The 25,521-nt window shown below is 69.1% G+C and carries 27 protein-coding genes and 2 pseudogenes; 21 read left to right on the forward strand and 8 right to left on the reverse strand.

The window, feature by feature from the left end:
* The first annotated feature begins 81 nt into the window (after positions 1-81).
* The 10 genes from QO011_RS37940 (at position 82) to QO011_RS37985 (ending at position 8,765) form a co-directional block, all read left to right on the forward strand.
* The gene (locus QO011_RS37940; protein WP_307284442.1) at positions 82-717 is read left to right on the forward strand and encodes a DUF1989 domain-containing protein; all 636 of its coding nucleotides are present in this window, start codon (positions 82-84) and stop codon (positions 715-717) included.
* The gene (locus QO011_RS37945) at positions 714-1,535 is read left to right on the forward strand and encodes an amino acid ABC transporter ATP-binding protein (protein WP_307284444.1); all 822 of its coding nucleotides are present in this window, start codon (positions 714-716) and stop codon (positions 1,533-1,535) included. The genes QO011_RS37940 and QO011_RS37945 overlap by 4 nt, the downstream gene beginning before the upstream one ends.
* A complete protein-coding gene (locus tag QO011_RS37950; RefSeq protein WP_307284445.1) occupies positions 1,532-2,194 on the forward strand; it encodes an amino acid ABC transporter permease in 663 nt (220 codons plus the stop codon). Before QO011_RS37945 ends, QO011_RS37950 begins: the two co-directional genes overlap by 4 nt.
* Before the next feature lie 17 nt (positions 2,195-2,211).
* Complete coding sequence (speB, locus tag QO011_RS37955) at positions 2,212-3,165, forward strand: agmatinase (RefSeq protein ID WP_307284447.1); 954 nt, start codon at positions 2,212-2,214, stop codon at positions 3,163-3,165.
* 59 nt (positions 3,166-3,224) lie between these two features.
* Positions 3,225-4,013: a transporter substrate-binding domain-containing protein gene (locus QO011_RS37960; protein WP_307284450.1), complete on the forward strand. Its 789-nt coding sequence runs from the start codon at positions 3,225-3,227 to the stop codon at positions 4,011-4,013.
* A 78-nt stretch (positions 4,014-4,091) separates the two neighbouring features.
* The gene (locus QO011_RS37965) at positions 4,092-4,766 is read left to right on the forward strand and encodes a GntR family transcriptional regulator (protein ID WP_307284452.1); all 675 of its coding nucleotides are present in this window, start codon (positions 4,092-4,094) and stop codon (positions 4,764-4,766) included.
* A gap of 8 nt (positions 4,767-4,774) precedes the next feature.
* Complete coding sequence (locus QO011_RS37970) at positions 4,775-5,710, forward strand: dihydrodipicolinate synthase family protein (RefSeq protein ID WP_307284454.1); 936 nt, start codon at positions 4,775-4,777, stop codon at positions 5,708-5,710.
* A 1-nt stretch (position 5,711) separates the two neighbouring features.
* The gene (locus QO011_RS37975) at positions 5,712-6,503 is read left to right on the forward strand and encodes an SDR family oxidoreductase (RefSeq protein ID WP_307284456.1); all 792 of its coding nucleotides are present in this window, start codon (positions 5,712-5,714) and stop codon (positions 6,501-6,503) included.
* Positions 6,504-6,516: 13 nt separating this feature from the next.
* A complete protein-coding gene (locus tag QO011_RS37980) occupies positions 6,517-7,497 on the forward strand; it encodes a hydroxyacid dehydrogenase (protein WP_307284460.1) in 981 nt (326 codons plus the stop codon).
* Positions 7,494-8,765 carry a Zn-dependent hydrolase gene (locus QO011_RS37985; RefSeq protein ID WP_307284462.1) on the forward strand — a complete coding sequence of 424 codons (1,272 nt, stop codon included), beginning with the start codon at positions 7,494-7,496 and terminating at the stop codon, positions 8,763-8,765. Before QO011_RS37980 ends, QO011_RS37985 begins: the two co-directional genes overlap by 4 nt.
* A 185-nt stretch (positions 8,766-8,950) precedes the next feature.
* On the opposite strand, the gene QO011_RS37990 is transcribed toward QO011_RS37985, so the two are convergent.
* From QO011_RS37990 to QO011_RS38010, 5 genes are all read right to left on the reverse strand, one after another.
* Entirely contained in the window at positions 8,951-9,637 is a 687-nt protein-coding gene (locus QO011_RS37990) for a fumarylacetoacetate hydrolase family protein (RefSeq protein ID WP_307284464.1), read from the reverse strand.
* A gap of 91 nt (positions 9,638-9,728) precedes the next feature.
* Complete coding sequence (locus QO011_RS37995; RefSeq protein WP_307284466.1) at positions 9,729-10,928, reverse strand: serine hydrolase domain-containing protein; 1,200 nt, start codon at positions 10,926-10,928, stop codon at positions 9,729-9,731.
* Positions 10,925-12,592 (reverse strand): GMC family oxidoreductase, encoded by a 1,668-nt coding sequence (locus tag QO011_RS38000; protein WP_307284468.1) that lies wholly within the window; start codon positions 12,590-12,592, stop codon positions 10,925-10,927. The genes QO011_RS37995 and QO011_RS38000 overlap by 4 nt, the downstream gene beginning before the upstream one ends.
* A gap of 24 nt (positions 12,593-12,616) precedes the next feature.
* Entirely contained in the window at positions 12,617-13,258 is a 642-nt protein-coding gene (locus tag QO011_RS38005; RefSeq protein WP_307284470.1) for a 4-carboxy-4-hydroxy-2-oxoadipate aldolase/oxaloacetate decarboxylase, read from the reverse strand.
* Positions 13,245-13,646 carry a hypothetical protein gene (locus tag QO011_RS38010; RefSeq protein ID WP_307284472.1) on the reverse strand — a complete coding sequence of 134 codons (402 nt, stop codon included), beginning with the start codon at positions 13,644-13,646 and terminating at the stop codon, positions 13,245-13,247. Before QO011_RS38010 ends, QO011_RS38005 begins: the two co-directional genes overlap by 14 nt.
* A gap of 214 nt (positions 13,647-13,860) precedes the next feature.
* Between QO011_RS38010 and QO011_RS38015 the strand changes: the two genes are divergently transcribed.
* The 5 genes from QO011_RS38015 (at position 13,861) to QO011_RS38035 (ending at position 18,695) form a co-directional block, all read left to right on the forward strand.
* Positions 13,861-14,904: an ABC transporter substrate-binding protein gene (locus QO011_RS38015; RefSeq protein WP_307284474.1), complete on the forward strand. Its 1,044-nt coding sequence runs from the start codon at positions 13,861-13,863 to the stop codon at positions 14,902-14,904.
* A gap of 50 nt (positions 14,905-14,954) precedes the next feature.
* A complete protein-coding gene (locus QO011_RS38020; protein ID WP_307284476.1) occupies positions 14,955-16,010 on the forward strand; it encodes an ABC transporter ATP-binding protein in 1,056 nt (351 codons plus the stop codon).
* Complete coding sequence (locus QO011_RS38025; RefSeq protein WP_307284478.1) at positions 16,007-16,921, forward strand: ABC transporter permease; 915 nt, start codon at positions 16,007-16,009, stop codon at positions 16,919-16,921. The genes QO011_RS38020 and QO011_RS38025 overlap by 4 nt, the downstream gene beginning before the upstream one ends.
* Before the next feature lie 3 nt (positions 16,922-16,924).
* Complete coding sequence (locus tag QO011_RS38030; RefSeq protein ID WP_307284480.1) at positions 16,925-17,728, forward strand: ABC transporter permease; 804 nt, start codon at positions 16,925-16,927, stop codon at positions 17,726-17,728.
* Positions 17,729-17,909: 181 nt separating this feature from the next.
* On the forward strand, positions 17,910-18,695 hold the full coding sequence (locus QO011_RS38035; RefSeq protein WP_307284482.1) for an IclR family transcriptional regulator: 786 nt from the start codon (positions 17,910-17,912) through the stop codon (positions 18,693-18,695).
* Here the strand turns inward: QO011_RS38035 and QO011_RS38040 are convergent.
* A complete protein-coding gene (locus QO011_RS38040) occupies positions 18,685-19,206 on the reverse strand; it encodes a VOC family protein (RefSeq protein ID WP_307284484.1) in 522 nt (173 codons plus the stop codon). The genes QO011_RS38035 and QO011_RS38040 overlap by 11 nt on opposite strands.
* A gap of 204 nt (positions 19,207-19,410) precedes the next feature.
* On the opposite strand from QO011_RS38040, the gene QO011_RS38045 reads away from it, so the two are divergent.
* From QO011_RS38045 to QO011_RS38065, 5 genes and pseudogenes are all read left to right on the forward strand, one after another.
* On the forward strand, positions 19,411-20,058 hold the full coding sequence (locus QO011_RS38045; RefSeq protein WP_307284486.1) for a ThuA domain-containing protein: 648 nt from the start codon (positions 19,411-19,413) through the stop codon (positions 20,056-20,058).
* Between the two features lie 89 nt (positions 20,059-20,147).
* Positions 20,148-20,951: a phosphate/phosphite/phosphonate ABC transporter substrate-binding protein gene (locus QO011_RS38050; RefSeq protein ID WP_307284488.1), complete on the forward strand. Its 804-nt coding sequence runs from the start codon at positions 20,148-20,150 to the stop codon at positions 20,949-20,951.
* A gap of 65 nt (positions 20,952-21,016) precedes the next feature.
* Entirely contained in the window at positions 21,017-21,250 is a 234-nt protein-coding gene (vapB, locus tag QO011_RS38055; protein ID WP_307284490.1) for a type II toxin-antitoxin system VapB family antitoxin, read from the forward strand.
* Positions 21,250-21,489 (forward strand): annotated as a pseudogene (locus QO011_RS38060) (PIN domain-containing protein); the annotation flags it as partial. The gene vapB and the pseudogene QO011_RS38060, both read left to right, overlap by 1 nt.
* 491 nt (positions 21,490-21,980) lie before the next feature.
* Complete coding sequence (locus QO011_RS38065) at positions 21,981-23,519, forward strand: caspase family protein (protein ID WP_307284492.1); 1,539 nt, start codon at positions 21,981-21,983, stop codon at positions 23,517-23,519.
* A gap of 169 nt (positions 23,520-23,688) precedes the next feature.
* On the opposite strand, the gene QO011_RS38070 is transcribed toward QO011_RS38065, so the two are convergent.
* Positions 23,689-23,907 (reverse strand): hypothetical protein, encoded by a 219-nt coding sequence (locus QO011_RS38070; RefSeq protein WP_307284494.1) that lies wholly within the window; start codon positions 23,905-23,907, stop codon positions 23,689-23,691.
* A 150-nt stretch (positions 23,908-24,057) separates the two neighbouring features.
* On the opposite strand from QO011_RS38070, the pseudogene QO011_RS38075 reads away from it, so the two are divergent.
* A pseudogene (locus tag QO011_RS38075) lies at positions 24,058-24,650 on the forward strand (class I SAM-dependent methyltransferase).
* Positions 24,651-24,939: 289 nt separating this feature from the next.
* Here the strand turns inward: QO011_RS38075 and QO011_RS38080 are convergent.
* Entirely contained in the window at positions 24,940-25,521 is a 582-nt protein-coding gene (locus tag QO011_RS38080) for a P-loop nucleotide/nucleoside kinase family protein (protein ID WP_307284500.1), read from the reverse strand.

Below are 25,521 nucleotides of genomic sequence, written 5' to 3' on the forward strand. Positions count from 1 at the left end.
ATTCCACTTGCATTCCGTTGGTATACCACCATGCTGGGGCTGTCGATCCCCGGCGGTCACCAATCCGAGGCGGTTCATCCGATGACCTTCGATGCCGAGCGCGAGCTCGTCCTGCCGGCCGGCCACGGCCGGGCCATCCGCGTCGCCGCGGGCACGCTGGTGCGCCTCACCAATCCCTGGGGCACCCAGGCCGTGGACTCCTGGGCCTTCAACGCCCACGACCTCGGCGAATTCCTGTCGATGGACCATCTGCGCTCGGTCAACAGCGTCGCCTATGTCGACAAAGGCGTGAAGCTGGTCAGCAACCAGCGCCGGCCGCTGCTCACCATTCTGGAGGACACCTCCGCCGGGCGGCACGACACGCTGCTCTGCCCTTGCAACGCGGCGATCTACCGCGAGCTCGGCCATGAGGGCTATCACCGCAGCTGCAGCGACAACCTGCACGAGGCGCTGGCGGCGCTCGGCATCCGCGTGCCGTTCACGCCCGCCGCCTTGAACCTGTTCATGAGCGTGCGGGTCGAGAGCGACGGGACGCTGACGCGGCTCCTGCCGGCCTCCAGGCCCGGCGCCTCGATCCTGCTGCGCGCCGAGCTCGACCTCGTCATCGCCTTCTCGTCCTGTCCGCAGGACATCACCACCATCAACGGCGCCGACCGCACCCCGCGCGACTGCGTCATCCGGATCGGCGAGCCCGCGCCGGCGGCAGCGGCGGCATGAGCGCCGCGGCCGGCGCCGGCGCGCCCCTCCTGCGCATTCGCGACCTGACCAAGAGCTTCGGCGGCCATGAGGTGCTGAAGGGCATCTCGCTCGACGTCCATGCCGGGGAAGTGGTGTCGGTCATCGGTGCCAGCGGCTCGGGCAAGAGCACGTTCCTGCGCTGCGTCAACGTCATGGAGATGCCGGACGCCGGCCTCCTCGATTTCGAGGACGTCTCTTTCGACTTCCGGGCCGGCTCGCGCACGTGCCCAACCGAGAAGCAGCTGCGGGCGCTGCGGGCACGGATCGGCATGGTGTTCCAGAGCTACAACCTCTGGCCGCACAAGACCGTGCTGGAGAACGTCATCGAGGCGCCGATCCGCGTCAAGGGCCTGCCGCGCGCCGAGGCGATCGACAGGGCCGAGGCGCTGCTCGCCCGCATCGGCCTGGCCGAGAAGCGCCATGCCTATCCCGGGCGGCTCTCGGGCGGCCAGCAGCAGCGCGTCGCCATCGTCCGGGCGCTCGCCATGCAGCCCCGCCTGATGCTGTTCGACGAGGTCACGTCCGCCCTCGACCCCGAGCTGGTCGGCGAGGTGCTGGCGCTGATGGCCTCGCTCGCCGCCGAAGGCATGACCATGCTGCTCGTCACCCACGAGATCGGCTTCGCGCGCGAGGTCTCGACTCGGACGATCTTCTTCGACGGTGGCCGCGTCGCCGAGGACGGGCCGCCGCGCGAGGTGCTGCGCAATCCGTCGAGCGAGCGGCTGCGCCAGTTCCTGAAGCGCGTCCTGCACGAGCATGTCGCACAGGACGTCGCCGCGGGAGGGCTGCCGTCATGACCTTCTCCGAGTGGCTCGACTTCTTCCTGCCCTATGTCCCCGGCTTCCTCTACGCCTCCTGGCTGGTGCTGGCCCTGACCGTGCTGGTGATCGTGCTGAGCTGGGCGTGCGGCCTCGTCGCCGCGCTCGCCAAGGCATCGCCGATCCGCGTCTTCCGCTACGCCGCGGCCTTCTACATCTGGTTCATCCGCGGCACCCCGGCGCTGATCCAGATCTTCATCATCTATTTCGGCCTGCCGCAGCTCGGGCTCGGCCTCTCGCCGTTCGTCGCCGGCGTTATCGCGCTCGGCGTCAACAGCGGCGCCTATGTCGCGGAGATCATCCGCTCGGGCCTGTCGGCGATCCCGAAGGGGCAGACGGAATCCTCGCTCGCCCTCGGCATGAGCCGCCAGGAGACCATGCAGCGGATCATCCTGCCGCAGGTGGTGCGCATCATCCTGCCCTCGATCACCAACGAGGCGATCTCGACGCTGAAGAACACCTCGCTCCTGTCGACGATCACCGTGGTCGAGCTGACGCTCTACGCCCAGACGATCATCGCCACCACCTTCCGGCCCTTCGAGTTCTACATCGCCACCGCGGTGATCTACCTCGTCCTCACCACGCTCCTGTCGCAGCTCTCCGCCTGGCTGGAGCGCCGCAACGCCCGCTACGTCTGATCCCAAAGGAGGAGCTCATGAGCGTCCTGCCGATCGACAGCCTCGAAACCCCGCGCTTCTGCGGCGTGCCGACCTTCATGCGCCTGCCGCAGGCGACCAGCCTCGCCGGGCTCGATGCCGCCATCATCGGCCTGCCCTCCGATTCCGGCTCGCCCTTCCGCACCGGCGCCCGCTTCGGCCCGAACGCCATGCGGGCGATGTCGGTGATGCTGCGGCCGATCAACCCCTATCGCGGCGGCATCAATATCTTCGAGCGCCTCAGCATGGCCGACGCGGGCGACGCCGCCGTGGTGCCGGGCTACCAGGAGGAGAGCCTCGAACGCCTCGAAGCCTCGATGCGCGCCCTGGTCGATGCCGGGGTGACGCCCTTCGCCATGGGCGGCGACCATTCGGTGACGCTGGCGGGGCTGCGCGCCGTCGCCCGCCGCCACGGCCCGCTGGCGCTGATCCAGTTCGATTCGCATAGCGACACCTGGGATAAATATTTCGCCGGCAAAAAATACAGCGCCGGCACGCCGTTCCGCCGGGCGGTCGAGGAGGCCGTCGTCTCGCCGGCCCATTCGATCCAGGTCGGCCTGCGCGGCTCGCTGTTCACGCCGACCGACATCAGCCAATCGATCGAGCTCGGCTACGACGTGGTCACGACGGACGAGATGTTCGCCATGGGGCTGCCGGCCCTGGCGACACGCATCGCTGCGCGCGTCGCCGGCCGGCCCGCCTTCGTCACGTTCGATCTCGATTTCGTCGACCCCGCGGCGGCGCCGGGCGTGCAGACGCCCGAGGCCGGGGGGCCGAGCGCGCGCGAGACACTCGACCTGATCCGCCGGCTGAAGGGAATCGATATCGTCGGCTGCGACGTGGTCGAGCTCAACCCGCTGTTCGACAACGCCTCGCAGATCAGCGCGCTCCTGGCCGCCACGATCATGGCCGAGCTGATCGCGCTCAAGGCCGAGGCGGCCCGCAAGGACTGACCAGACAGAGGCCGGCCGCACCGGCCCTGAACCGACTGCCACCAAGAAGGGGAACCATCATGCGCCTGAAACTTCTGCCCATGCTCGCCGCCGCCCTGCTCGGCACCTTCGCCGCATCCGCGGCCACTGCCCAGGAGCTGGAGCTGGTCCAGCCCGGCAAGCTCCTCGTCGCCACCGAGGGCACCTATCCGCCCTTCAGCATGCGGGCGCCGGACGGCTCCCTCGACGGGCTGGAGATCCGCGTCAGCAAGGAGGTCGCCAAGCGCCTCGGCCTCGAATACACGCCGGTCGTCATCAAATGGGAATCGCTGCTGGTCGGGCTCGCTGCCGGCCAGTACGACTATGCCAGCGCCGCCATGGACATCACGGCCGAGCGCCAGAAGCAGGTGACCTTCGCCGATGGCTGGCTCGAATCCGGCGGCCGCGTGGTCACCAAGACCGGCTCCGAGATCAAGCAGGCGTCCGACATCAAGGGCCGCACCGTCGGCGTGCTGGTGGCCTCGAGCTGGCTGAAGCTCGCCGAGGAGCGCGGCGCCACGGTGAAGGCCTACAAGGCCGAGGCCGACGCGCTGCAGGATCTCGTCAACGGCAATGTCGACGGCGTCATCACCGATTCCATCGCCGCCGCCTATGCCATCAAGGCCTCGAAGCTGCCGCTGACCCTGACCGACGACTATGTCAGCCACATCCAGAAGGGCTTCCCGTTCAAGAAGGGCAAGCCCAACCTGGTGAAGGCGGTGAACAAGGCGCTCGCCGACATGATCGCCGACGGCACCTATGCCAAGCTGACCACCGAGCTGGTCGGCTATTCCCCGGCGCCGAAGGACCCGATCCGCAGCCAGTTCTGACCCCGGCGGCCGGTGCGTCTGGTGCGCCGGCCGCGTTCCCGCCCGCCGGGCGGCCTGACCCGAGAGCCCCGTGCCGCGATGACGACCCAGCCCCCGTCCCTGGCGCCCCTCTACGACGAGCGGGAGCGGAGCCTCAGCCAGATGGCCTATGACCAGCTGCTCGACCAGCTGATCCGGCGGGATATTCCCGCCGGCTCGGTGTTGCAGGAGCGCCGGCTCGCCGATCTCCTCGGCATCTCGCGCACGCCGGTGCGCGAAGCGCTGAACCGGCTGGAGAGCGAGGGCTTCGTGGCGCGCAAGCCCGGCCGGGTGCTGGTGGTGCGCGAATTCTCCACCCGCGAGCTGATCGAGACGCTGCACGTGCGCCAGATCCTGGAGGTGGAGAGCGTGGGCCTGGCCACCGGCCGTATCCCGGCGGCGGAGCTCGATGCGATCGAAGAGGATATTCGCAGGCTGCTCGCCGAGCCGGCGCCCACCGCCGAGGCGGACTGGGACGTCGACTTCCGCTTCCACAGCCTGATCGCCGGCCACAGCGGCAATGCCGTGCTCGCCCGCATGGTCCAGGACCTCAGGCTGAAGACGCACATGTTCAACCTCGACCGCGTGCCCGAGCGCTTCGAGATCGGCCATCGCGAGCACCTGGCCATCGTCGACGCGCTGCGGCGCGGCGATCGCGCGGAGGCCCAGGGCGGCATCCGCGGCCATATCGAGAACGTCAAGCTGAGCATCATCCGCAAGCTCAGCGCCATATGAGGAAAGCCATGGCCCAGCGCATCAGCGAATCCACCCGCGGCGTCTACATCATCTCGCCGACGCCCTTCACCGAGGACGGCGGGCTCGACCTCGCCAGCACCGACACGCTGGTCGATTTCTACTTCGACAAGGGCGTCACCGGCATCACCATCCTCGGCGTGCTGGGCGAGGCGACCAAGCTGACGCCGGACGAGTCCAGGACCTTCCTCGACCATGTCATGAAGCGCGTCGACGGCCGCAAGCCGGTCGTGGTCGGCGCCAGCAATCCCGGCACCGACAACCTGGTGCGCTTCGCCAACGAGGCGATGGAGCGCGGCGCCGCCGGCCTGATGATCGCCCCGCTGCCGGGCCTGAAGACCGACGACCAGATCTATGCCTATTGGGAGACGGTGCTGACCCGGCTCGGGCCCGACATTCCGGTCTGCTACCAGGACTATCCGCAGACCACCACGGTCGTGACCTCGGTCGCGGTGATCAACCGGCTGATCGACGACTTCCCGAACTTCGTCATGCTCAAGCACGAGGAGAGCCCGGGCCTCAGCAAGATCACCAGGCTGCGCGAGCGCTCGGACGCGGGCAAGGGCCGGCGCATCAGCATCCTCGTCGGCAATGGCGGCCTCTACCTGCCGCAAGAGCTGCGCCGCGGCGTCGACGGCGCCATGACCGGCTTTGCCTATCCGGAGATGCTGGTCGGCGTGTGCGAGCGCTTCTTCGCCGGCGACGCCGAGGGCGCGGAGGACCTGTTCGACGCCTATCTGCCGATCCTGCGCCACGAGCAGCAGCTCGGCTTCGGCCTCGCCGTGCGCAAGGACATCCTGCGCCGGCGCGGCGCCATCGCCTCCTCGGCGATCCGCCATCCCGGGCCGAAGCTCACTGCCCGCGACCACCAGGAGCTCGACGAATTGATGGCCCGCCTCGAAGCCAAGCTGGCGCGGGTGGCCTGAGATGGACCTCGGCTTGCAGGACAGGACCGCGCTGGTCCTCGGCTCGACCCGCGGCCTGGGCGAGGCCATTGCCCGGACACTGGCGGCCGAAGGCGCCACGGTCATCGTCGCCGGCCGGGACGAGGCCCGCCTCGCCGCGGTCGTGGGCGAGATCCGCGCCGCCGGCGGCAAGGCCCAGGCGCTGCGCCTCGACCTCGCCGACCGGGACGGCCTCGCGGCGGCGCTCGACCCGCTGATCGGGCCGGACGGGCTCGGGCGGATCGACATCCTGGTCAACAACGGCGGCGGCCCGCCGCCGGGGCCGGTCGCAGCGGTGGAGCCTGCGCAGTGGAGCCACAGCTTCGAGACGATGGCCAATGCGGCGTTCACGATCACGGCGCGGCTGCTGCCGGGCATGCGGGCGCGGCGCTTCGGGCGGATCGTCAACATCGTCTCGTCAGGCGTGGCGCAGCCGATCCCCAATCTCGGCATCTCCAACGCCGTGCGCGCCGCGATCCTCGGCTGGGCCAAGACGCTCGCCGCCGAGGTCGCCGCCGACGGGGTGACGGTCAATTCGGTGCTGCCGGGACGCATCCATACCAGGCGCGTCGACGAGCTCGACGCTGCTGCTGCGGGTCGTGCCGGCAGAACCGTCGAGGAGATCGCGCAGGCCTCTCGCGCGACCATCCCGATGGGCCGCTACGGCGACCCGCAGGAATTCGCCGACGTGGTCGCCTTCCTCGCCAGCTCCCGGGCGAGCTACGTCACCGGCTCGCAGGTGCGGGTCGACGGCGGCATGATCCGCGGGCTGTGAGGCGCAGGGCGGCATGGCGGAGTGCCTGATCGTCCAACCGATCCATGCCGCCGGCATCGCCGTGCTGGAGCGGGCCGGTATCCGCGCCGTCCAGGCTTCGTCCGCCGAGCCGGCGGCGGTGCTGCGCGAGGTCGCCGGCGCCACGGCGGTGATCACCCGCAATGCCGGCCTGTCGGCGGCGGCGATCGCCGCGGCGCCGCATCTGCGGGTCATCGCCGTGCATGGGGTCGGGACCGACCCGGTGGCGGTGGAGGCGGCGACGGCGCGCGGCATCGCCGTGGTCAACACGCCGGGCAGCAATGCCCGCTCGGTCGCCGAGCACGCCATCGCCCTGACCTTCGCGCTGGCGCGGTCGATCGTGCCCGCCGATGCGGCGGCGCGGGCCGGCGACACCGGCTTCAAGCACCGGGCCGGGCTGACAGACCTGGAGGGCGCGACGTTCGGGGTGGCGGGCTTCGGTGCCGCCGGCCGGGTCACGGCCGGGCTGGCGCGCTCGCTCGGCATGCGCGTCCTGGTCTGGTCGCGCAGCACGTCCGTGGCGGCCTGCGCCGAGGCCGGCGCCGAGCGGGCCGAAAGCCTGGAGGCGCTGCTCGCGGCTGCCGACGTCGTCTCGCTGCACCTGCCGCTGACATCGGCGACCCGCGGCCTGATCGGACCGCGCGAGCTGGCGCTGATGAAGCCGTCCGCGCTGCTGATCAACACCGGGCGCGGGGCGCTCGTCGACGAGGCGGCGCTGGCCGAGGCGCTGCGCGAGCGGCGAATCGGCGGCGCCGGCCTGGATGTGTTCGTGCAGGAGCCGCTGCCGGCGCATTCGCCCCTGGCCGGCCTCGACACCGTGGTGCTCAGCCCGCATCTCGCCGGATCCAGCCGCCAGGCGCTGGAGCGCACGGCCCGGCTCGCGGCCGAGCAGGTCGTGACCGTGCTGGCCGGCGGGACGCCGCCGCACCTGGTCAATCCGGCCGTGCGGGCCGTGCAGCCGGGAGACACGCCATGACCGCTCTGCGGATCGACGCCGGCCTCGCCGAGCGCCTGTTCGAGGAGCTGCGGGCCCGCACCGCCGACCCGCCCGGTGTCACCCGCGCCGCCTATGGCGAGGGCGAGGAGATCGGCCATGCCATCGTCCGGCGCGAGGCCGCTGTGCTGGGCCTCGACAGCGCGGTCGATGCTGCCGGCAACCTCTATCTCACCCTTGCCGGCCGCGATCCGACGCTGCCGGGCTGGATCGTCGGCTCGCACATCGATTCGGTGCCGCATGGCGGCAATTTCGACGGCGCCGCGGGGGTGTTCGCCGGGCTCTGCGCCGTCGAGGCCCTGATCACCGCCGGCATCCGGCCGCGGCGCGCCGTCACGGTGATGGTGACCCGGGCCGAGGAGAGCACCTGGTTCCCCGTGTCCTATCCCGGCAGCCGCGCCGCCTTCGGCCGCCTGCCGCCGGAGACGCTCGAGCTCAGGCGCGCCGATACCGGACGGACGCTCCGCGAGCACATGGCGGCGCTGGGGCTGCGGCCGGAGGCCGTCGCCGCGGGCGAGGCCTTCCTCACGCCGGAGCGCATTCACGGCTTCGTCGAGCTGCATATCGAGCAGGGGCCGGTGCTGGAGGCGGTCGGGGCGCCGCTGGGTCTGGTCACCGGCATCGCCGGCAGCTTCCGCTACCGCAAGGCGCGCTGCCTCGGCCGCACCGGCCATTCCGGCGCGGTGCCGCGCGGGCACCGGCAGGACGCCGTGGTCGCCCTGGCCGAGCTCGTCGTCGGGCTGGAAGCCGTCTGGGACGCCCTGGAGGCCGAGGGCGAAGCGGCCACCATCACCTTCGGCGAGGTGGCGACGGACCCGGCGCTGCACGCCTTCAGCAAGGTGCCGGGGGAGGTCGCCTTCTGCCTCGACGTGCGCAGCGTCTCGGAGGCCTGCCTCGATCGCATCCGCGACCGGCTCACGGCGCTGGCGGGGGAGATCGAGGCGCGCCGCGGCGTGCGCTTCGACTTCGGCGCACGCACGGGCAGCACGCCGGCCCGGCTCGATCCGGGGCTGTGTGGGCGCCTGGCCGCGGTGGCCGACGCCGCCAGCATCGCCCATCTCGCCATGCCGAGCGGGGCCGGCCACGACACGGCGGTGTTCGCCGCGGCCGGCGTGCCCGCGGCCATGATCTTCGTGCGCAACCAGAACGGCAGCCACAATCCGGACGAGGCGATGCGGATCGAGGATTTTGCCGCTGGCGCGGAGGTTCTCGCCCGGTTGCTGGCCGACGACAGCACCCGAACGGGCTGAGACGTAGCGACGAGCGAGCCGAAACTCTACGCTTTTGCCGGTCGAGCGAGTCGAGCCATCATCGAATTGTGCTCGACGCCTCACCCTTCCCCACAAGGGGGAAGGGGGCGGTTGGCGTCGCGCTTGAAACAGCTATCGCCGGGCGATCCTCCTCCCCTGCAACGCCATTCCAGCGCCGTCCGGCCTCAGACCAGCCGGGTCGTCACCGTGCCGACGCCCTCGACCGAGCCTTCCAGCCGGTCGCCGCGGCCGACCGCGGCGACGCCTTCCGGGGTGCCGGTGAAGATCAGGTCGCCGGGCGCGAGGCGGACATGGCGCGACAGCGCGGCGATGGTCTCCGGCACGCTCCAGATCATGTTGGCGAGGTCCGAGGCCTGGCGCGGTGCGCCGTTGACGGTGAGCGCGATCCGGCCGGCGGCGGGATGGCCGATGCGCTCGGCTGGCGCGATCGTGCCGATCGGGGCGGAATGATCGAAACCCTTGGCCATGTCCCAGGGCCGGCCCGCCTTCTTGGCCTCGGCCTGCAGGTCGCGGCGGGTGAGATCGAGGCCGACGGCATAGCCCCAGACGTGATCGAGCGCCGCCGCCTCGGCGATGTCGGCCCCGCCCTTGCCGATGGCGACGACAAGCTCGATCTCGTGGTGCAGGTCCTGCGTCAGGCTGGGATAGGGCGTGTCGGCGCCGCCGGTCACCAGCGCGTCCGCCGGCTTGGTGAAGAAGAAGGGCGCCTCGCGGGTCGGATCATGCCCCATCTCGCGTGCGTGCTCGGCATAGTTCCGGCCGACGCAGAAGATGCGCCGCACCGGGAAGAGGCCGCCGCCGAGGACGGGAATGCCGGGGATGGCCGGCGGCGGGATCACGAAATCCGTCACGAGGATGCTCTTGGGCTGGGAAGGGCAGGGGACCCCTTCGATCGGGTCCGCCGCACCCTATCCAGCCGCATCCGGCGCGGCAAGCACGGCATCAGCCGCCGGCGAGCGCCCGCGCCATCGCCGCCATCATGTCGCAGGCTTCCACGCGTCGGGCGACGTCGCGGGCCTGCGGCCAGGTCGAGAGCTTGACGCCGACGAAATCGCGCTGCCAGTCGATGTGGATCATCTGGCCGAACACGCCGAGGCCGGTGATCACCGACCCCTCGATGTCGTCGATCCAGAACTGGCTGCGGTAGGCGCCGCGGCGCCGGCCTTCGGCATACGCGCCGCCGAACAGGGCCGGATCGCCTATGCGGGTGTCCCGCACCCAGGCCTCGGGCACCACGGTCCGGCCCGCGGCGGCGCCGTCGCGGGCATAAAGCAGGCCGAAGCGGCCGAGATCGCGCAGCGTCGCCGAGAGGCCGCCGTCGGCCACGGCGAAGCCTTCCGGATCGACGGCGAAGCTCGCATCGTGCTCGGCGCCCATCGGCTGCCACAGCAGGCTGGAGACGAGGTCGGCGAGCCGGGCGCCGGTCGCCGCTTTGATGCAGCAGCCGAGCACCTCCGTCTCCATCGAGCGGTACTCGAACCGCGCTCCGTGCGGACGGCTCCGTCCGCGGAGGGAGGCGATCAGCGCGTGCACCGATCTCGGGCTGGGATTGCCGGCCGGGACCGCCTTCCAGCCCACCGCGATGTCCATGAGGCCGACGCCGGAGACGGGGTCGGTGGCATCCTCGGGGAAGTCGACGCCGCTGGTCATGTCGAGGAGGTGGCGCATCGAGGCATCGGCATAGGCGCTGTCGCGGAAGGCGGGCACGTAGGCCGCGACCGTGCGCTCCAGGGGGAAGGCGCCGGCGTGGTGGAGGATGCCGGCCAGCGCGGCGAGCACGGATTTCGACAGGGACTGGGTGAGGTGCGGCGTCGCGGCGCGCATGCCGTTGGCATAGTGCTCGCAGACGATCCGGCCTCGATGCAGCGCCAGGAACCCGTCCGTCCAGGACGTGTCGAGCACCTCGCCGGCGATCAGGCGGCGGCCGTGCCGGTCAGGGAAGGCGAAGGCGCGGACATCGAGCTGCGCCGGCGCCTCGGTGAGCGGCGCGGGCACGCCGCGCCGCACCGGCGCCGTCGGCAGGATCTCGTCGACGTGCTGATAGGACCAGCGGTTGAGCGGCGGCCGGTCCCAGGTCTCGAGCGTCAGCCCGGCCGGGCGGGGTCGGTCGCCGGCAGGCGGCGCGGCATCGGATCCGGTCACCGCGCCGGCCCCGGCACGGCGGCGCGGCCGGCACGCGCGTCCTCCAGGATCATGTCGGCCGCCTTCTCGGCGATCATCACCGTGGCCGCGTGGGTGTTGCCGCGCACGATGCGCGGCATGACCGAGGCGTCGGCCACCCGCAGGCCGGCGAGGCCGCGGACGCGCAGGCGCGGGTCGACCACGGCGCCGGCGTCGGCGCCCATGCGGCAACTGCCGACCCCGTGGATGTCGGAGCCGGCGCTGCGGCGGATGAAGTCGAGCATCTCCGCGTCGCTGCGGACGTCCGCGCCCGGCTGCAGCTCGCCGGCGACATAGGGCTGCATGGCCGGCTGCCCGGCGATGCGGCGCACCAGGCGGATGCCGAAGGTCATCGCCCGGATGTCGTACTCGGTCTGGAAGAAGTTGAAGCTGATGCGCGGCGCCGCCGCCGGATCGGGGGAGCGCAGGCGAATCGAGCCGCGCGCATCCGGGTTGACGTGCTCGGGGCTGAAGCTGAAGCCGGAAAAAGAGTGCGGCCTGGCGCCCTTGGCGGTGCGCTCGGCGACGCTCCAGGCGGCCATCGCCATCTGCACGTCCGGCCGGTCCTGGCCGGGATCGCTGCGGGCGAAGCCGCCGACATAGATGCCGGTCTCCGCCAGCCAGCCCTTGCGCAGCAGGGCATATTCGAGCCCGGCGCCGATGCGCCGCACCCAGCTGTTGGCGAGGTCGTTGACCGTGATCGGCCGCGTGCAGCGGAACATCAGCTGGATGCAGGTATGATCCTGCAGGTTGGCGCCGACCTCGGGCAGGTCGTGCAGGCAGGCGATGCCGGTTTCCCGGAGGTGCTGCGCCGGCCCGATGCCGGAGAGCATCAGCAACTGTGGCGAGGCGATGGTTCCGGCGCTGACGATCACCTCGCGACCGGCGGCGAGCAGCCTGGCGCCGCGATGCCGGACGATCACCCCGCGGGCAGTGGCGCCCTCGACCAGGATGCCCTCGACCTCGGCGCCGGTCAGGATGCGCAGGTTCGGCCGTCCCCTTGCGGGCGCGAGATAGCCGCGCGCCGCGCTCCAGCGCCGGCCGCGATGGATGTTCATCTGATAGTAGCCGAAGCCGTCCTGCTCGGCGCCGTTGAAGTCGAGATTGACGGCGAGGCCCGCCTGCCGGGCGGCCTCGCACAGGGCGTTGGGCAGCTCCCGGTCGAAGGACTGGTCCGACACCTTGAGCGGGCCGCCGGCCCCGTGCCAGCGGTCGGGGCCGCGCGACTGGTCCTCCGCCTTGCGGAAATAGGGCAGCACCTCCTCGAAGGACCAGCCGGTGCAGCCGGCGACGGCCCAGTCGTCGAAGTCGCGGGCGTTGCCGCGCACATACATCATGCCGTTGATCGAGCTCGAGCCGCCCAGCACCTTGCCGCGCGGCTGGTAGAGCACGCGCCCGTTCAGGCCCGGCTCGGGTTCGCTCTCGTACATCCAGTTGTAGCGCCGGTCGCTGAAGAGCCTGGAATAGCCCATCGGCAGATGGATCCACGGGCTGCGGTCCGCCGGCCCGGCCTCGAGCAGCAGGACGCGGTGGCGTCCGTCCTCGCTGAGGCGGGCGGCGAGCACGCTGCCGGCAGAGCCGGCGCCGACGACGATGAAGTCATAGGGGCCGCCGTCGAGGGGGGCGGGCGGTTCGGATCGGGGCATGCTCGTCCTCTCGCGATCGCGCGCTCAGGCGCGCGGGCCGGTGGCGTCAGGCAGGTAGCGGCGCAGGTCGAGCAGGTCCAGCGTCAGCTCCCCGCGGCGCAGGCCGGCCCGGACGGCCTCCTCCTGGCGCAGCCGCCGTTCCGTCGCCGCCAGGGCCGCCGCAGCGCCGGCCAGCGGCACGACGCAGACGCCGTCGTCGTCGGCGACCACGAGGTCGCCGGGGACCACGCGGACGCCGCCGATCTCCACCGGCACGCCGGTCAGCCCGGGGCGTGCCTTGCCGGCGCCGCGGATCGCCAGGCCGCGGGCCCAGACGGGAAAGCCCATGCGCGTGAGCTCGGTGGCGTCGCGCACGCTGCCGTCGACGACGACGCCGGCGATGCCGCGGCAGAGAGCCGCCTCGGCCAGGATGTCGCCGAGATAGCCGCAGGCCTGGCCGGCGCCGGCCACCACCAGTACGTCGCCGGGCGCCGCCTCGGCGACGCCGCGGTGCAGCGCCAGGTTGTCGCCGGGCTCGCAGGCGATGCAGAAGGCCGGTCCCGCCACCGGGCGGCCGGGCACCACGGCGCGGATCGCGGGATCGACGTCCCCCAGGCGGCCCTGCGCCTCGTAGACGGTCGCCGCGCCGGCGCGGCGGAAGAGGGCGAGCGCCTCAGGCCCGATCATGGATCTCCTCCATCAGCTCGATGCGGCAGCCGGGGAACGGTTCGAAGAAGGCGATGCGGCGGTGGCCGAAGCCGCCGCGGATGACCCCGGGGCCCCAGACGAGCCTGGCGCGCCAGACGGGGTCGTCCAGGACGGCCCCGAGGTCGGGCACGGCGAAGCTGGCGTGCAGGAAACCGGGCGCATCGGCCGCATCGGCGTCGTCATAGAGCGCAGACCGGAAGAAGTTGATCCGGACGTCGCCGAAGGCGGCCTCCAGGAAGCGTTCGCCGTCGATCTCGTGAACCGCGCGCTTCGACCAGCCGGCCGTCCGGGCGACACCGTCCTCCGTCTGGGCGACGTCCGCCACCCGGAAGGCGAGGTTGATGAGCCTGGCTCCGTGTCCGTCCATGTCGTTGCCTCGCCTGCCCTCGATGGGAGCGCAGTGTTAGACAGGCATTCGATATTCATCAACAAAAATTGTTTGATGAGATACATATTTTTCGATACTGACAATTTCCATGCCTTTCCAGGCTTGACACTGCCTCTTCGGCTGGCATGAATGGATGCAAAGGTACAAATGTTGTTTTATAAACAAGAACCGATCCATCAAAGAGGGATGTCCGATGCGCAGTTCGATCGTGGTCGCGAGCCTGCTCGCCTTGTGGGTTGCTCCGGCGTTCGCCGAGGGCGTCACGCTCACCGTGAACACGCCCGGCGGCGCCGTGCAGGAGGGCGGGCGTGCCGTGCTGTGGGGGCCGGCGGCGCAGAAGCTCGGCTTCGCGGTCAAGGAGGAGACGGCCGACAACGCTCTCGACGTGCTGCGCCTGCAGGCGGGCGCCAATGCGGTGACGACCGACATCATCATCATGAGCGGCTACCAGGCGGCGATCGCCGGCAAGCAGGGCCTCCTGGAGCCGCTCGACTACAAGACCATCGACGCCTCCGGCTTCCTGCCGGGAACCGCGGCGCCCTACTGCATCGGCATCTACGGCTATGCGGCGGTGATGGCCTGGAACACCAAGACCTATGCCGGGCAGGCGCCTTCGAGCTGGGCCGATTTCTGGGACGTGCAGAAATTTCCGGGCAAGCGCGCCATGCGCGCCGACGCGGAGGCGCAGGTGGAGATGGCGCTGCTCGCCGACGGCGTCGCGCCCAAGGATCTCTACACGGTGCTCGGCACGGAGGACGGCATGAAGCGCGCGATCGCCAAGATCGGCGCCCTCAAGCCCCACATCGCCATCTGGTGGTCCTCGGGCGCCCAGCACGGCCAGCTGATGAAGGACGGCGAGGTCGACATGACCACCGGCTGGAACGGCCGCTTCGAGACGGCCAAGAAGGCCGGCGGCCCGGTCGACTACACCTACAACCAGGGCATCCTGACCTATGACTGCTTCGCCGTGCCCAAGGGCTCGACCCACAAGGCCGAGGCGATGACGATGATCAATGCGATGTCCGCGGCCGAGGCCCAGGCGGGCCTGACCAGGTACGTGTCCTACGGGCCGCTCAACCAGGGCGCCTACAAGACCGGGATCATCAGCAAGGAGATGGAGGCGGTGCTGCCCACCAGCCCGGCGAACAGTCGCGCCATGGTCGTGCAGGACATCGACTGGTGGGCCCAGCACAACGACCATGTCCAGGAACTGTTCCAGGACATGATGACCGAGTAGCCTCCGGCGAGGCCGCCCCCGTCCCCTTCCCATCGAGGCCGATCCGACGCATGAGCAGACGCTCCGCAGAACCCGTGCACATCGAGGCCCTGTCCAAGGCCTATGGCGACTTCCGGGCCCTGGACGATGTCAGCCTGGCGGTCGAGGCCGGCGAGTTCGTCGCCATCCTCGGCCCGTCCGGCTCGGGCAAGAGCACGCTCCTGATGGCGGTGGCCGGCTTCATCCGGCCGGATGCGGGCCGCATCCTGTTCGCCGGCCGGGACATCGTGCGCGAGCCGGCGAACCGGCGCGGCTTCGGGGTGGTGTTCCAGAGCTACGCCCTGTTCCCGCACATGGATGTCACGGCCAACGTGACGTTCCCGCTCAAGGTGCGCGGCGTCGCGGCCGAGGAGGCACGGGCGCGGGCGGCGCAGGCGCTCGAGACCGTGCGGCTCGGCGGCTTCGGCGCCCGCCGCATCGGCGAGCTCTCGGGCGGGCAGCGCCAGCGCGTCGCCCTCGCCCGGGCCATCGTGTTCGAGCCGAAAGTGCTGCTGATGGACGAGCCGCTCTCGGCCCTCGACAAGACGCTGCGCGAGGAGATGCAGATCGAGATCCGCGAGCTGCACGACAAGCTGCGCATCACCACGCTCTACGTGACGCACGACCAGCGCGAGGCCCTCACCATCGCCGACCGCATCGCCGTCATGGACAAGGGCCGCATCGTCCAGCTCGACGCTCCCGAGGCGATCTACCGGCGGCCGGCCAGCGCCTTCGTCGCCCGCTTCATCGGCGAGGCCGCCATCCTGCCGATGGAGGAGGCGGCGCGCTTCGTCGCCGGCGATCTCGGACGTTCGGGCCAGGCCGGCCGGGCGCTGATGGTGCGCAGCGAGGATTTCTGCCTGGCGCGCCATCCCGGCGGCGACTGGCTCACCCTGCGCGGCTCCCTGCGCGGCGTGGTGTTCCAGGGCGACAGCTGGCTGCTGCAGGTCGATCTCCCCGACGGCCGGCCGATCACGGCGCGGGCGCAGAAGCACGACAGCGGCGCGGTCGCCGGCCTCGCCGTCGGCGGCAGCGTCGACCTGCACGTGCTGCGCGAGCGCGTGCACGTGCTGCAGGCGGCGTCATGACCAGCGCGGACATGCCGGTGCCGCCGCTGGCGCGGCCGGAGAACGGCAGCCGCCGCGCGCTCGCCTGGGACGCGGCGGTGGAGCGCCTCGTCTCCTTCGCCTTCGCGCTGCCATGCCTGGCTGTCGTGGCGGCCTGCGTGCTGCTGCCCTGCGCCTGGCTGTTCTGGCTCTCCGCCTTCGGCGCGGACGGAACGGCGAGCTGGGAGAACTACCAGCGCATCCTCGACGGGGCGAGCTACGGCCGGATCTTCCTTACCACCTTCGAGGTTGGCCTCGGCACCGTGGTGGCCTGCGTGGTCCTGGGCGTGCCGTTCGCTACCTTCGTCAGCGGCCTGCCGCCGCGCCGCGCGATGCTCTTCCTGGCGGCGGTGCTGCTGCCGTTCTGGACCTCGCTCCTGGTGCGCGCCTATGCTTGGCTGGTGCTCTTGCAGCGCAGCGGCCTGATCAACGGCGCGCTGCTGCGCCTCGGGGTGATCGACGTCCCGCTGCCGCTCGCCTTCAACCAGTTCGCCACGGTCCTGGGCATGACCCACATCATGCTGCCGATCTTCCTGCTGCCGGTGCTGGGCGCCATGCGCAACATCGACAGGGCGCTGATCCGGGCGGCCGCGAGCCTCGGCGCGACGCGCGGCTACACCTATCGGGCCGTGTTCCTGCCGCTGGCCGCGCCCGGCATCGCCGCAGGCGCGATCCTGGTCTTCGTGATGAGCCTGGGCTTCTACGTCACCCCCGCCATCCTCGGCGGCGGCAACGTCACGGTGCTGTCGATGCGCATCGCCCGCAGCCTCTCCAACTATGCCAACTGGGGCGCGGCGAGCGCGCTCGGGGTGCTGCTGCTGGCGTTCACCGCCGGGCTGTTCGGCCTGAGCTATGCGCTGCAGCGTGCCTTCCTCGCCCGCCAGAGGACCTGACCCATGCTCGACGGCTTCGACGAGACCCCGCTGCTCGACCGGCTGAAATGGATCCTCGCGCTCCTTCTCGTCGTGTTCCTGGCGGCGCCGTCGTTCATCGTCATCCCGATGTCGTTCTCCGCCTCCGAGTTCCTGGAGTTTCCGCCGCCGTCGCTGTCGCTGCGCTGGTACGCATACTTCCTCGAGTCCATCACCTGGACCCAGGCGGCCAGGGCGTCCTTCGTCGCCGGCACGCTGACCACGGCGATCGCCGTGCCGATCGGCGTGCTGGCGGCCTACGGCGCCACCCGGCTCGGCCCGCGCATGCGGCTCCTCGTCGGCGGCGTCGTCGTCCTGCCGGCGGTCATTCCGGCGATCCTCATCGCCATCGGCCTCTATTTCGTGCTGGCGCGGGTCGGCATGGTCGGCACGATGGCCGGCCTGGTGCTCGGACATGTGGCGCTCGCCATCCCGGTGGTGTTCGTCGTGATGAGCGCCGCCTTCAGCCAGTTCGACTTCAGCCAGGAGCGGGCGGCGCGCAGCCTGGGTGCGACCTGGCGCCAGGCCTGGCTCGGCGTCGTGCTGCCGCAGATCGGCGGGCCGATCCTGGCCTCCGCCCTGCTCGCCTTCGTGACCTCGCTCGACGAGGTGGTCGTGGCCATGTTCGTGTCCGGCGGCAGCAACGCCACGCTGCCCAAGGTGATGTTCGCCGCCCTGCGCGACAAGATCGACCCGACGATCGCCGTGGTGTCGACCGTGCTCCTGGTGGTCGCCACCGGCGCGGTGGCGGTGATCCTGTGCAAGGGCACGGCCGGCGTGAAGCCCTGACGCCTATTCGTCGAAACAATTGTTGTGCGAATTTGGTCTGCGCCGCACCGTCCTCGTGGACAGGGCGCGATCGGGAGGGCCAGCGCATCCTGCAGGGGCGGCGATGCGGGGTCGGCCGTTTGACAGGCGGGAATCGACCACCTATTTCATTGTTTCATCGTCAAACCCTCAGGAGGCGCTCTTGGACGGTGCGAACCCCGCCCACGAGGCCGAAACGCCGGCCGGCCACATCCAGAGCCTCGAGAAGGGATTGCGTATCCTCGACGAGTTCATCGAGGCCCCGGCGCCGCTGAAGCTGGCCGACATCGTGCGGCGCTTCGACATGGACCGAGCCTCGGCGTTCCGCTTCCTGCAGACGCTGGAGCACCGCGGCTTCCTGCGCAAGGACCCGGTCACCAAGGAATATGATGTCGGCGGCCGCATCTATTACTGGGCCTCGCGCCTGCGCGAGAAGACGCGCCTGATCGATACGTTCCACGACCAGCTGCAGCGCCTCGCCAGCGTCACGCGCCAGACCACCCATCTCGGGCTGTTCGTCAACGACCGGGTGCTGCTGGCGGACTTCGCCCTGTCGGATTCGCTGATCTCGATCCGCCACGTCATCGGCGTGCTGGAGCCGCTCTACAGCTCTGCCGTGGGCAAGGCGGTGCTCGCCTTCCTGCCGCAGGCCCGGCAGGAGGCGCTGATCGGCCGGATGGAGTTCGTGCGCTTCACCAACAACACGATCACCAATGCCGACGCTCTGCGGATCGACCTCGCGGTGACGCGCGAGCGCGGCTATGCCCTCGACAAGAACGAGACGCACGAGGGGCTCACCTGTGTCGCACGGCCGATCTTCGATGCGCAGGGCCTGCCGGTCGCCTCGATAGGCATCACCTGCGTGACCGCGCTGATCGGCAGCGAGCCCGGGCGCTTCGAGCACCTCATCCAGTCCATCCAGGCGATCGGCAGCGAGCTCAGGGTCTGAGCGCCGCCCCGCCGCCGGCCTCGCGCCGGGCCAGGAACAGCGTCGCGGCGCGGTGGTGCGGCGCCTGCTCCTGCTCGTCGGCGAGCTGGCGCGGCGGCGGTGCGAAGGCCGCGAGGTCGAGCGCGCCCGCATCGGGATGGTCGATCTCGAACAGGTTGTCGGAGGGGTCGCGGACGAACATCTGCAATTCGCCCGACGGCAGCAGCCACAGGTCGGCGTAGCGGGTGCCCTCCTCGAAGGCGCCGCGGGAGCGCAGCTCCCGATAGGCCGCGGTGAAGTCGTCCACCTCGACCGCGAAATGCTGGTAGGTCCGCACGCCCGGCGTCGGCCCGACCTGCTGCAGGTGGAGCTGCAGGTCGCCCAGGCGCAGCCAGCACACGGGAAAGCCGAAGTTCGGCGCCTCGACCCGCTCGCAGCCGAGGATCTCCCGGTAGAACGCCTCCGATTCCGCCAGGTCGCGGGCGGGTATGCTGACGTGGTTCAGCCGGGCCCGCTGGGCTGTCTCGCTCATGGTCCTCATCTCCGGGCCCCCGCGTCGGGCGGCGGCCGACGCGGACCCTAGCGCCTTTTGTTTTTCAATCAACAATTATTGTTCTAAATATCAACAAGTCGAGCACCCTGAGGGATGTCAGAGGGGACATCCGGATTCGTATTGACATACGAAACATATGTTGTTCAAAAAGGACGCAGATGACCGTGCCCTGGAAGAGCCGACATGCAACGCTGCCTGATCGTTTCCGGCGGGTATGCCCCGCACCGCCCTTTCGAAGCCGGCGAGCGGCTGCGGCTCCTGCTGGAGGAGGACGGATTCGCCGTCCGCCACGTCGAGACGCTGAAGGCTTATGACAGAGAGGACCTCCGCGCCTATGACCTGATCGTGCCGAACTGGACGGTCGGGCGGATCAGCGTCGAGGGCATCGGGCGCCTCTGGGAGGCCGTCTGGGCGGGCACGGGGCTCGGCGGCTTCCATGGCGGCATGGCCGACGGCTTTCGCGACAGCGACCGATTCCGCTTCATGGTCGGCGGCTCCTATGTGCGCGAGCCTGGTGGCATCTGCCGCTACACGGTCGAGATCGCCCGGCCGGACGATCCGATCATGGCCGGTCTCGCCGACTTCTCCTACGAGTCCGAGCAATATTACCTGCAGGTCGACCCGGCGATCGAGGTGCTCGCGACGACGCGCTTCCGCGGTACGGACTATCCCTGGATCGACGGCGTGGTGATGCCGACGGTCTGGAAGAAGCCGTTCGGGGCCGGGCGGGTGTTCTTCAGCGCCCTCGGCCATGTGCCGGAGGAGCTCGATCATCCCTCCGTGCGGGCCATTCTGCGCCGCGGCCTGCTCTGGGCAGCCCGCGCGGCCTGACGTCGCAAGCGAGGCATTGAGCATACCTGTATAGACAGACCGGCCCTTCGGCGGTAAGGCGGCAGGGCGCCAGCGAAGGATCCACAGCCGTGCCGCCCGTCGTGTCCCTGCCGATGTACGTGCAAGCCGCCGAGGCGATCCAGGCCTTCTGGTCGGGGCTGCGCCGCCACCTCGCCGAGGCCGGCCTGCCGGGCCTGCCGGAGGACCTGTTCTGGCCGGACGATTTTCGCGCGCACTGGCTGTCGCCCGCGACGCTGCTGAGCCAGGCCTGCGGCTATCCCTTGGTGACGCTGCTCGCCGGCCGGGTGCAGCTGGTCGGCACCTTCCGCTACGCCGCCCCGGGCTGCGAGGGGAGCGACTATGCCAGCCTGGTCGTCGTGCGCGAGGACGATCCGGCCCGGACGGTGGCCGATCTCGCCGGCCGGCGCGCCGCCTTCAACTCGCGGGATTCGCAGTCGGGCTACAACAGCCTGCGCGCCCTGGTCGCCCCGCATGCCCGCGACGGGCGCTTCTTCGGCGCGGTGATCGAGAGCGGCGGTCATGCCCGCTCGATGCGCCTGGTCCGCGAAGGCGGCGCCGACGTCGCGGCGATCGACTGCGTCACCCACGCGCTGGCCGCCCGCGCCGATCCGCAGGCGGTGGCCGGGCTGCGCACGCTCTGCCTGTCGGAGCGCGCGCCCGGCCTGCCGCTGATCACGGCGCAGGCGACGAGCGAGCAGGATCTGGCGCGCCTGCGCAGCGCCATCGCCGCGGCCTGCGCCGATCCGGCCCTGGCGGAGCAGCGCGCCGCCTTCCTGCTCGAGGGCTTCGACGTCCGCCCGCTCGCCGACTACGATCGCTGCCTGGAGATGCAGGAGCGGGCGAAGGCGCTGGGCTATCCGGAGCTGGCCTGAGGCTGGCCTTTGCAAGGTCATTCCGGCGCACTATGTATATCCCAGTGGGATATACGGAGGTGTGCATGGCCAGCTCGACGGTCTTCATCAGCAACCGGAGTCAGGCTGTCCGGCTGCCCAAGGCAGTCGCGTTTCCTGATGATGTGCGCCAGGTCGATATCCTGAAGATCGGCCGCCGCCGTGTGATCGTGCCTCAAGGCAAGCGGTGGGACGACTTCTTCCTGGGTGGACCGACCGCCAGCGAAGATTTCATGGTTGAGCGCGAGCAACCCGCCAGCGAGCCGCGCGAGCCGCTCTGATGCTGACCCGCATGCTCGACACGAACATCTGCATCTATGTGATGAAGGCACACCCCCTCGAGCTCAAAGACAAGTTCAATGCGCTGGCCGAGCAATTGTGCATATCCAGCATCACCCTCGGGGAACTCCACTACGGCGTCGAGAAGTCGGCGCGCCGCAGCCAGAATCTCACCGTGCTCGAGAATCTCGTGGCTCGGCTGGATGTCTCGCCTTTCGGGGACAAGGCCGCTGCGCACTACGTGTAGCGGCGCGCAAAGATGATCGTCCGGACGCGCAATCATCGGCGATTTCCGGTGCAGATTGATTGAGACTATCCAGGTGGCCGGACGCACGCTCCGTGAGACTGAGCGCGGGCTTGGTGAGACGGAGGCGTAATCGTGCGAGCGGAAGCACGCTATTTGAGACGGAGGCTCCCAGAGCGTATTTCGATCAGTCCGGACACGGCCCGGCCGCCAGCTTGTTTACCTTCACCAGAGCAGATGCGGGAACTGGGCGATATGGTTAGCAAGGTGCTCGGCCTGATCCCCGCCCGGCATGTAGGGATGTCAGCTCACCAAAGACATGTTCCCAAGGGGTATTCCGCAAGTCCAGGCGCGTTGCTATGCTTGGTTGCAACTTGGCGTAATGACGGTGGACCATGTTGGCGCGGTTGCTCCAGGCTCTGTCCCTCCTGACGTGCGCAGGCCCAGCCTTGGCCGACAAGCGACCTGTGTCAATGGGAGGCCCTGCCGTGATAAGGCTCCTGTTCGCCCTTTTCTTCGCTTTCCTCGGCTCGGCTGACGCTTATGCTGACACAAAGTCCATTGTCGTGGAGCCAGCGGTTAAGATGACTGGCAGCCGCGTTGCCCTGGTTGTTGGCATAGACCACTACGCCCGTGGCACCGGACACATTTTCGCCCCCGATCTTGCCAATCCGATCAATGATGCTGGAGCGATGCGCGATGCGCTGACCAAGCTCGGCTTCTCGGTTGTTTACGGGGAAGACTTAGGCAAGGAAGAATTCGAAGCCGCTCTCGATAACTTCGAGGACCACGCAAGGAGTGCCGACATCGCACTCGTGTATTTCTCCGGTCATGGCTCTACTTTCGAGGATGAGCCCTATTTGGTGCCGGCAGATGCGACCTTTGATGAATTGCGCCAAACGGAACGAAAACTTATTAAAGTCGAAGACGTTCTTAAAAGGCTGCGGCAAATCAAGGGCGTGCGTATAGCGTTGTTTGATGCTTGCCGGAACAACGAGGCGGAACAAATCCTGAAGCAACAAGTCGCGGGCACCAAAAGAGCTGTAGCGCAGACGCGTGGCCTTGGTCGAGTTCAACACCCGCCTGACGGCCTTATCGTCATGTACGCAGCACAGTTCCTACAGACCGCAGATGATCAGGCTGCAGGGAGCGACAGCCATCACTCGCCATTTACCGCCGCACTTCTCGATAAGTTGCCGACGCCGGACGAAAATATCACCACTGTGCTCGAAGACGTTGCTCGCTCCGTAATCGACCTTACCGATGGTCACCAAATTCCGGAACTCGTCATCGACCTCTTTGACAAATTCCAACTGGTCGGCTCCGGAGCGCTTGTCCCGACATCGAGCACGACAGCGCCTGCACCGGCGCCCCTCCCACAGCAGCCGACGGTGACGGCGCCGGTCAGCCCGGCGCCAGCCCCGGTGACCGAGTGCGACCGCTTGGCGGCCGCTCCCGATGACATTGATAGGGCCCACGCCGGCGTCGCGTCAGCCAAGATCGACGCGCCGGTGGCTGAGGCTGCCTGCCTGGAAGCGGTGCAGAAATTCCCACGCGAACGCCGCCTGCTCTTCCAGCTCGGCAGAGCGTTCGACGCCGGGGGGAATTATCACAAGGCCGTTCTCTGGTACCAGAAGGCCGCCGATCTCGGCCATGCCGAGGCTATGAACAACATCGGCCATCTGTATCACTACGGCTATCTGTACTACGACTACGGCCATGGCCCTAAGCAGTCCTATGGTGAGGCCCTGCATTGGTACCAGAGGGCTGCGGACCTCGGCGATGCCAACGCCATGAAAGACATTGGCGTTCTTTACGACGAAGGTCGTGGTATGAAAGTGGACTATGCCGAAGCCATGAATTGGTATCGGAAAGCTGCCAATCTCGGCAATGCCGAGGCCATGAAGCGTATTGGCCATCTGTACGACAAAGGTCTTGGCGTGAAGCAGGACCACGCCGAGGCCAAGCGCTGGTACCAGATGGCCACCGGTTCCACTAACGACGACGGTTTCTCGATGATGCCGTAGATGTAGAGGTGCGCAATCATCGACGATTTCCGACTCAAATTGATTGAGACTATCCGGGGAGCCTGACGCACACTCCGTGAGGCTGGGCGCAGGCCTTGTGAGACGGAGGCGTAATCGGCCCGGGCTGACGGACGCTGTTTGAGACGTATGCTCTCGGAGCGGATTTCGATCAGTCCGGACCTGCCTTCTCCCGCAGAACCGGCAGCCGGGCGATCTGCCTGGCCAGGCTCTCGGCCTGCTCCCGGTCCGGTATGTAGGGATGCCGGCCCACGTCGTAATAGATGTGGCAGACCGGAAAGCCGGTGGCGTCCACGATCCGGAAGCTTTTGCCCTGCTGCTGATCGTCCAGGGCGGCGGGAATTCCCGATCCTTGTCCAGTTTTTGGCATCAACCATGCTCATGGCTCTCCTGGGACCGACAGCCGCAACCTTCACGTCGGCAGGCCGGCGGCGCGCATTTCATCCAGCAATTCCTGCCTCCGACCCGGATCCAGCTCACTGCGGAACAACTGGCGGATCTCTGCCGGCCTGGCGTCGAACTGCTCTGCGAGGCTGCCGAGCCGCTGCGGGTCGGGCCCATCGCTCCCTCGGGAAAGGCGCTCGCAGACCTCATCACGAGCGAAATCACTCCTGCCACAGGCCCGGTCATCGAGCTCGGGCCTCGCACTGGGTGTTCACGGCCCGGCTTCTTGCCCGTGGCGTGCGGCCCGAGGATCTCACGTTGATCGAGTATGGCTCCGAGTTCGCAACGCTCCTGGAGAGCTACCATCCAACCGCGACCGTAATCCGCATGGACGCCGCGCGTCTCTCACGCATCGAGCTTCAGACGGGCGCCCGCGCCGGCGCCGTCATCAGCGGCCTGCCGCTCTTGAGCATGCCCACATGCAAGGTGATGCGCATTCTCGACGGCGCGTTCCGGCATCTGGCTCCGGGCGGCGGAGTCTGTCAGTTCGCCTACGCGGCCCGTTGCCCCGTTGCGCGCCCCTTTCTCGATCGCCTCGGGCTCCGGTCGATCTTCATTGGGCGGACGATGCTGAATGCGCCACCAGCCAGCGTTTACCGGATTTGTCGACGCCGGCCTTGGATGGGCTCGGCCCAAGGCGATGGGGCTGGCCCCGCCTCAACGGGCTGACAGCAACTCTGGATCGATGCACGTTATTGCGACGGATAGATCCCCAGGGGCGACAGATGAACTCCGGCGGGCAGCGGGTTTGCGGTTGTCAGTACAGTCGTCACCCAAATAATCCTGGGCCGTAGCACTTCCAAGGCAGTACTCTGGAGGTCTTTAGTGTCCGAAAATCCGTCCAACAGTACAGATTTGACCTCGAAGATCATCGTTGATTTCTCAGCAGAATTTGCCATGATACGTGCTGGGTGAAGCGCTTCGCACGTTTCGTTGCGCGGGCGCCGATCCCGTCCCGTCAGCCCTTCCCTCCTGACCGGCCGGCCCGCACCGCCTCGATTGCGGCGATGCAGCGCGCCAGCATGTCAGGCATCGGCACCGTGGTGTCGATCACCGCATGCGGTACGTCGATCGCCTCGAAGACGCGGCCGATGCGCGCGGCCTTTTCCGGGTCGCGCTGGGCCCGGACATTGCGCGGGTCGGCGAGCCCGTGGCGCAGGCGCCCCTCGATGATCTCGGGCGGAGCGACGCAGTGCAGCACCAGGAGGTCGGCGGCGTGGGTCTCGGCCAGGGCCTTGACCACGGCGATCTCCGCCTTGCGCGAGAACGGCTTGCCGTCGACGATGACGAAGCCCGGCTGCTTGTGGCGCAGGAGATAGGTCAGCACGCCGAGCAGCGCATCGGTGCCGACCTCGTTCTGCGCCGCGCTGTAGTCGAGGAAGGCCTCGGGAAAGATCGCGTCGCGAATGTCGTCGCGGTTGAGCACCACGGCGTCGATGCGCGGCGCCAAGGCGCGGGCGAGCGTGGTCTTGCCGGCGCCGGGCAGGCCGACCAGCAGGATCACCAGCGGCGGGGATCGGGGCGGAGACGGGGGCGACAC

Origin of the sequence: Labrys wisconsinensis, from assembly GCF_030814995.1 — a bacterium.
GTDB classification, from domain to species: Bacteria; Pseudomonadota; Alphaproteobacteria; order Rhizobiales; family Labraceae; genus Labrys; species Labrys wisconsinensis.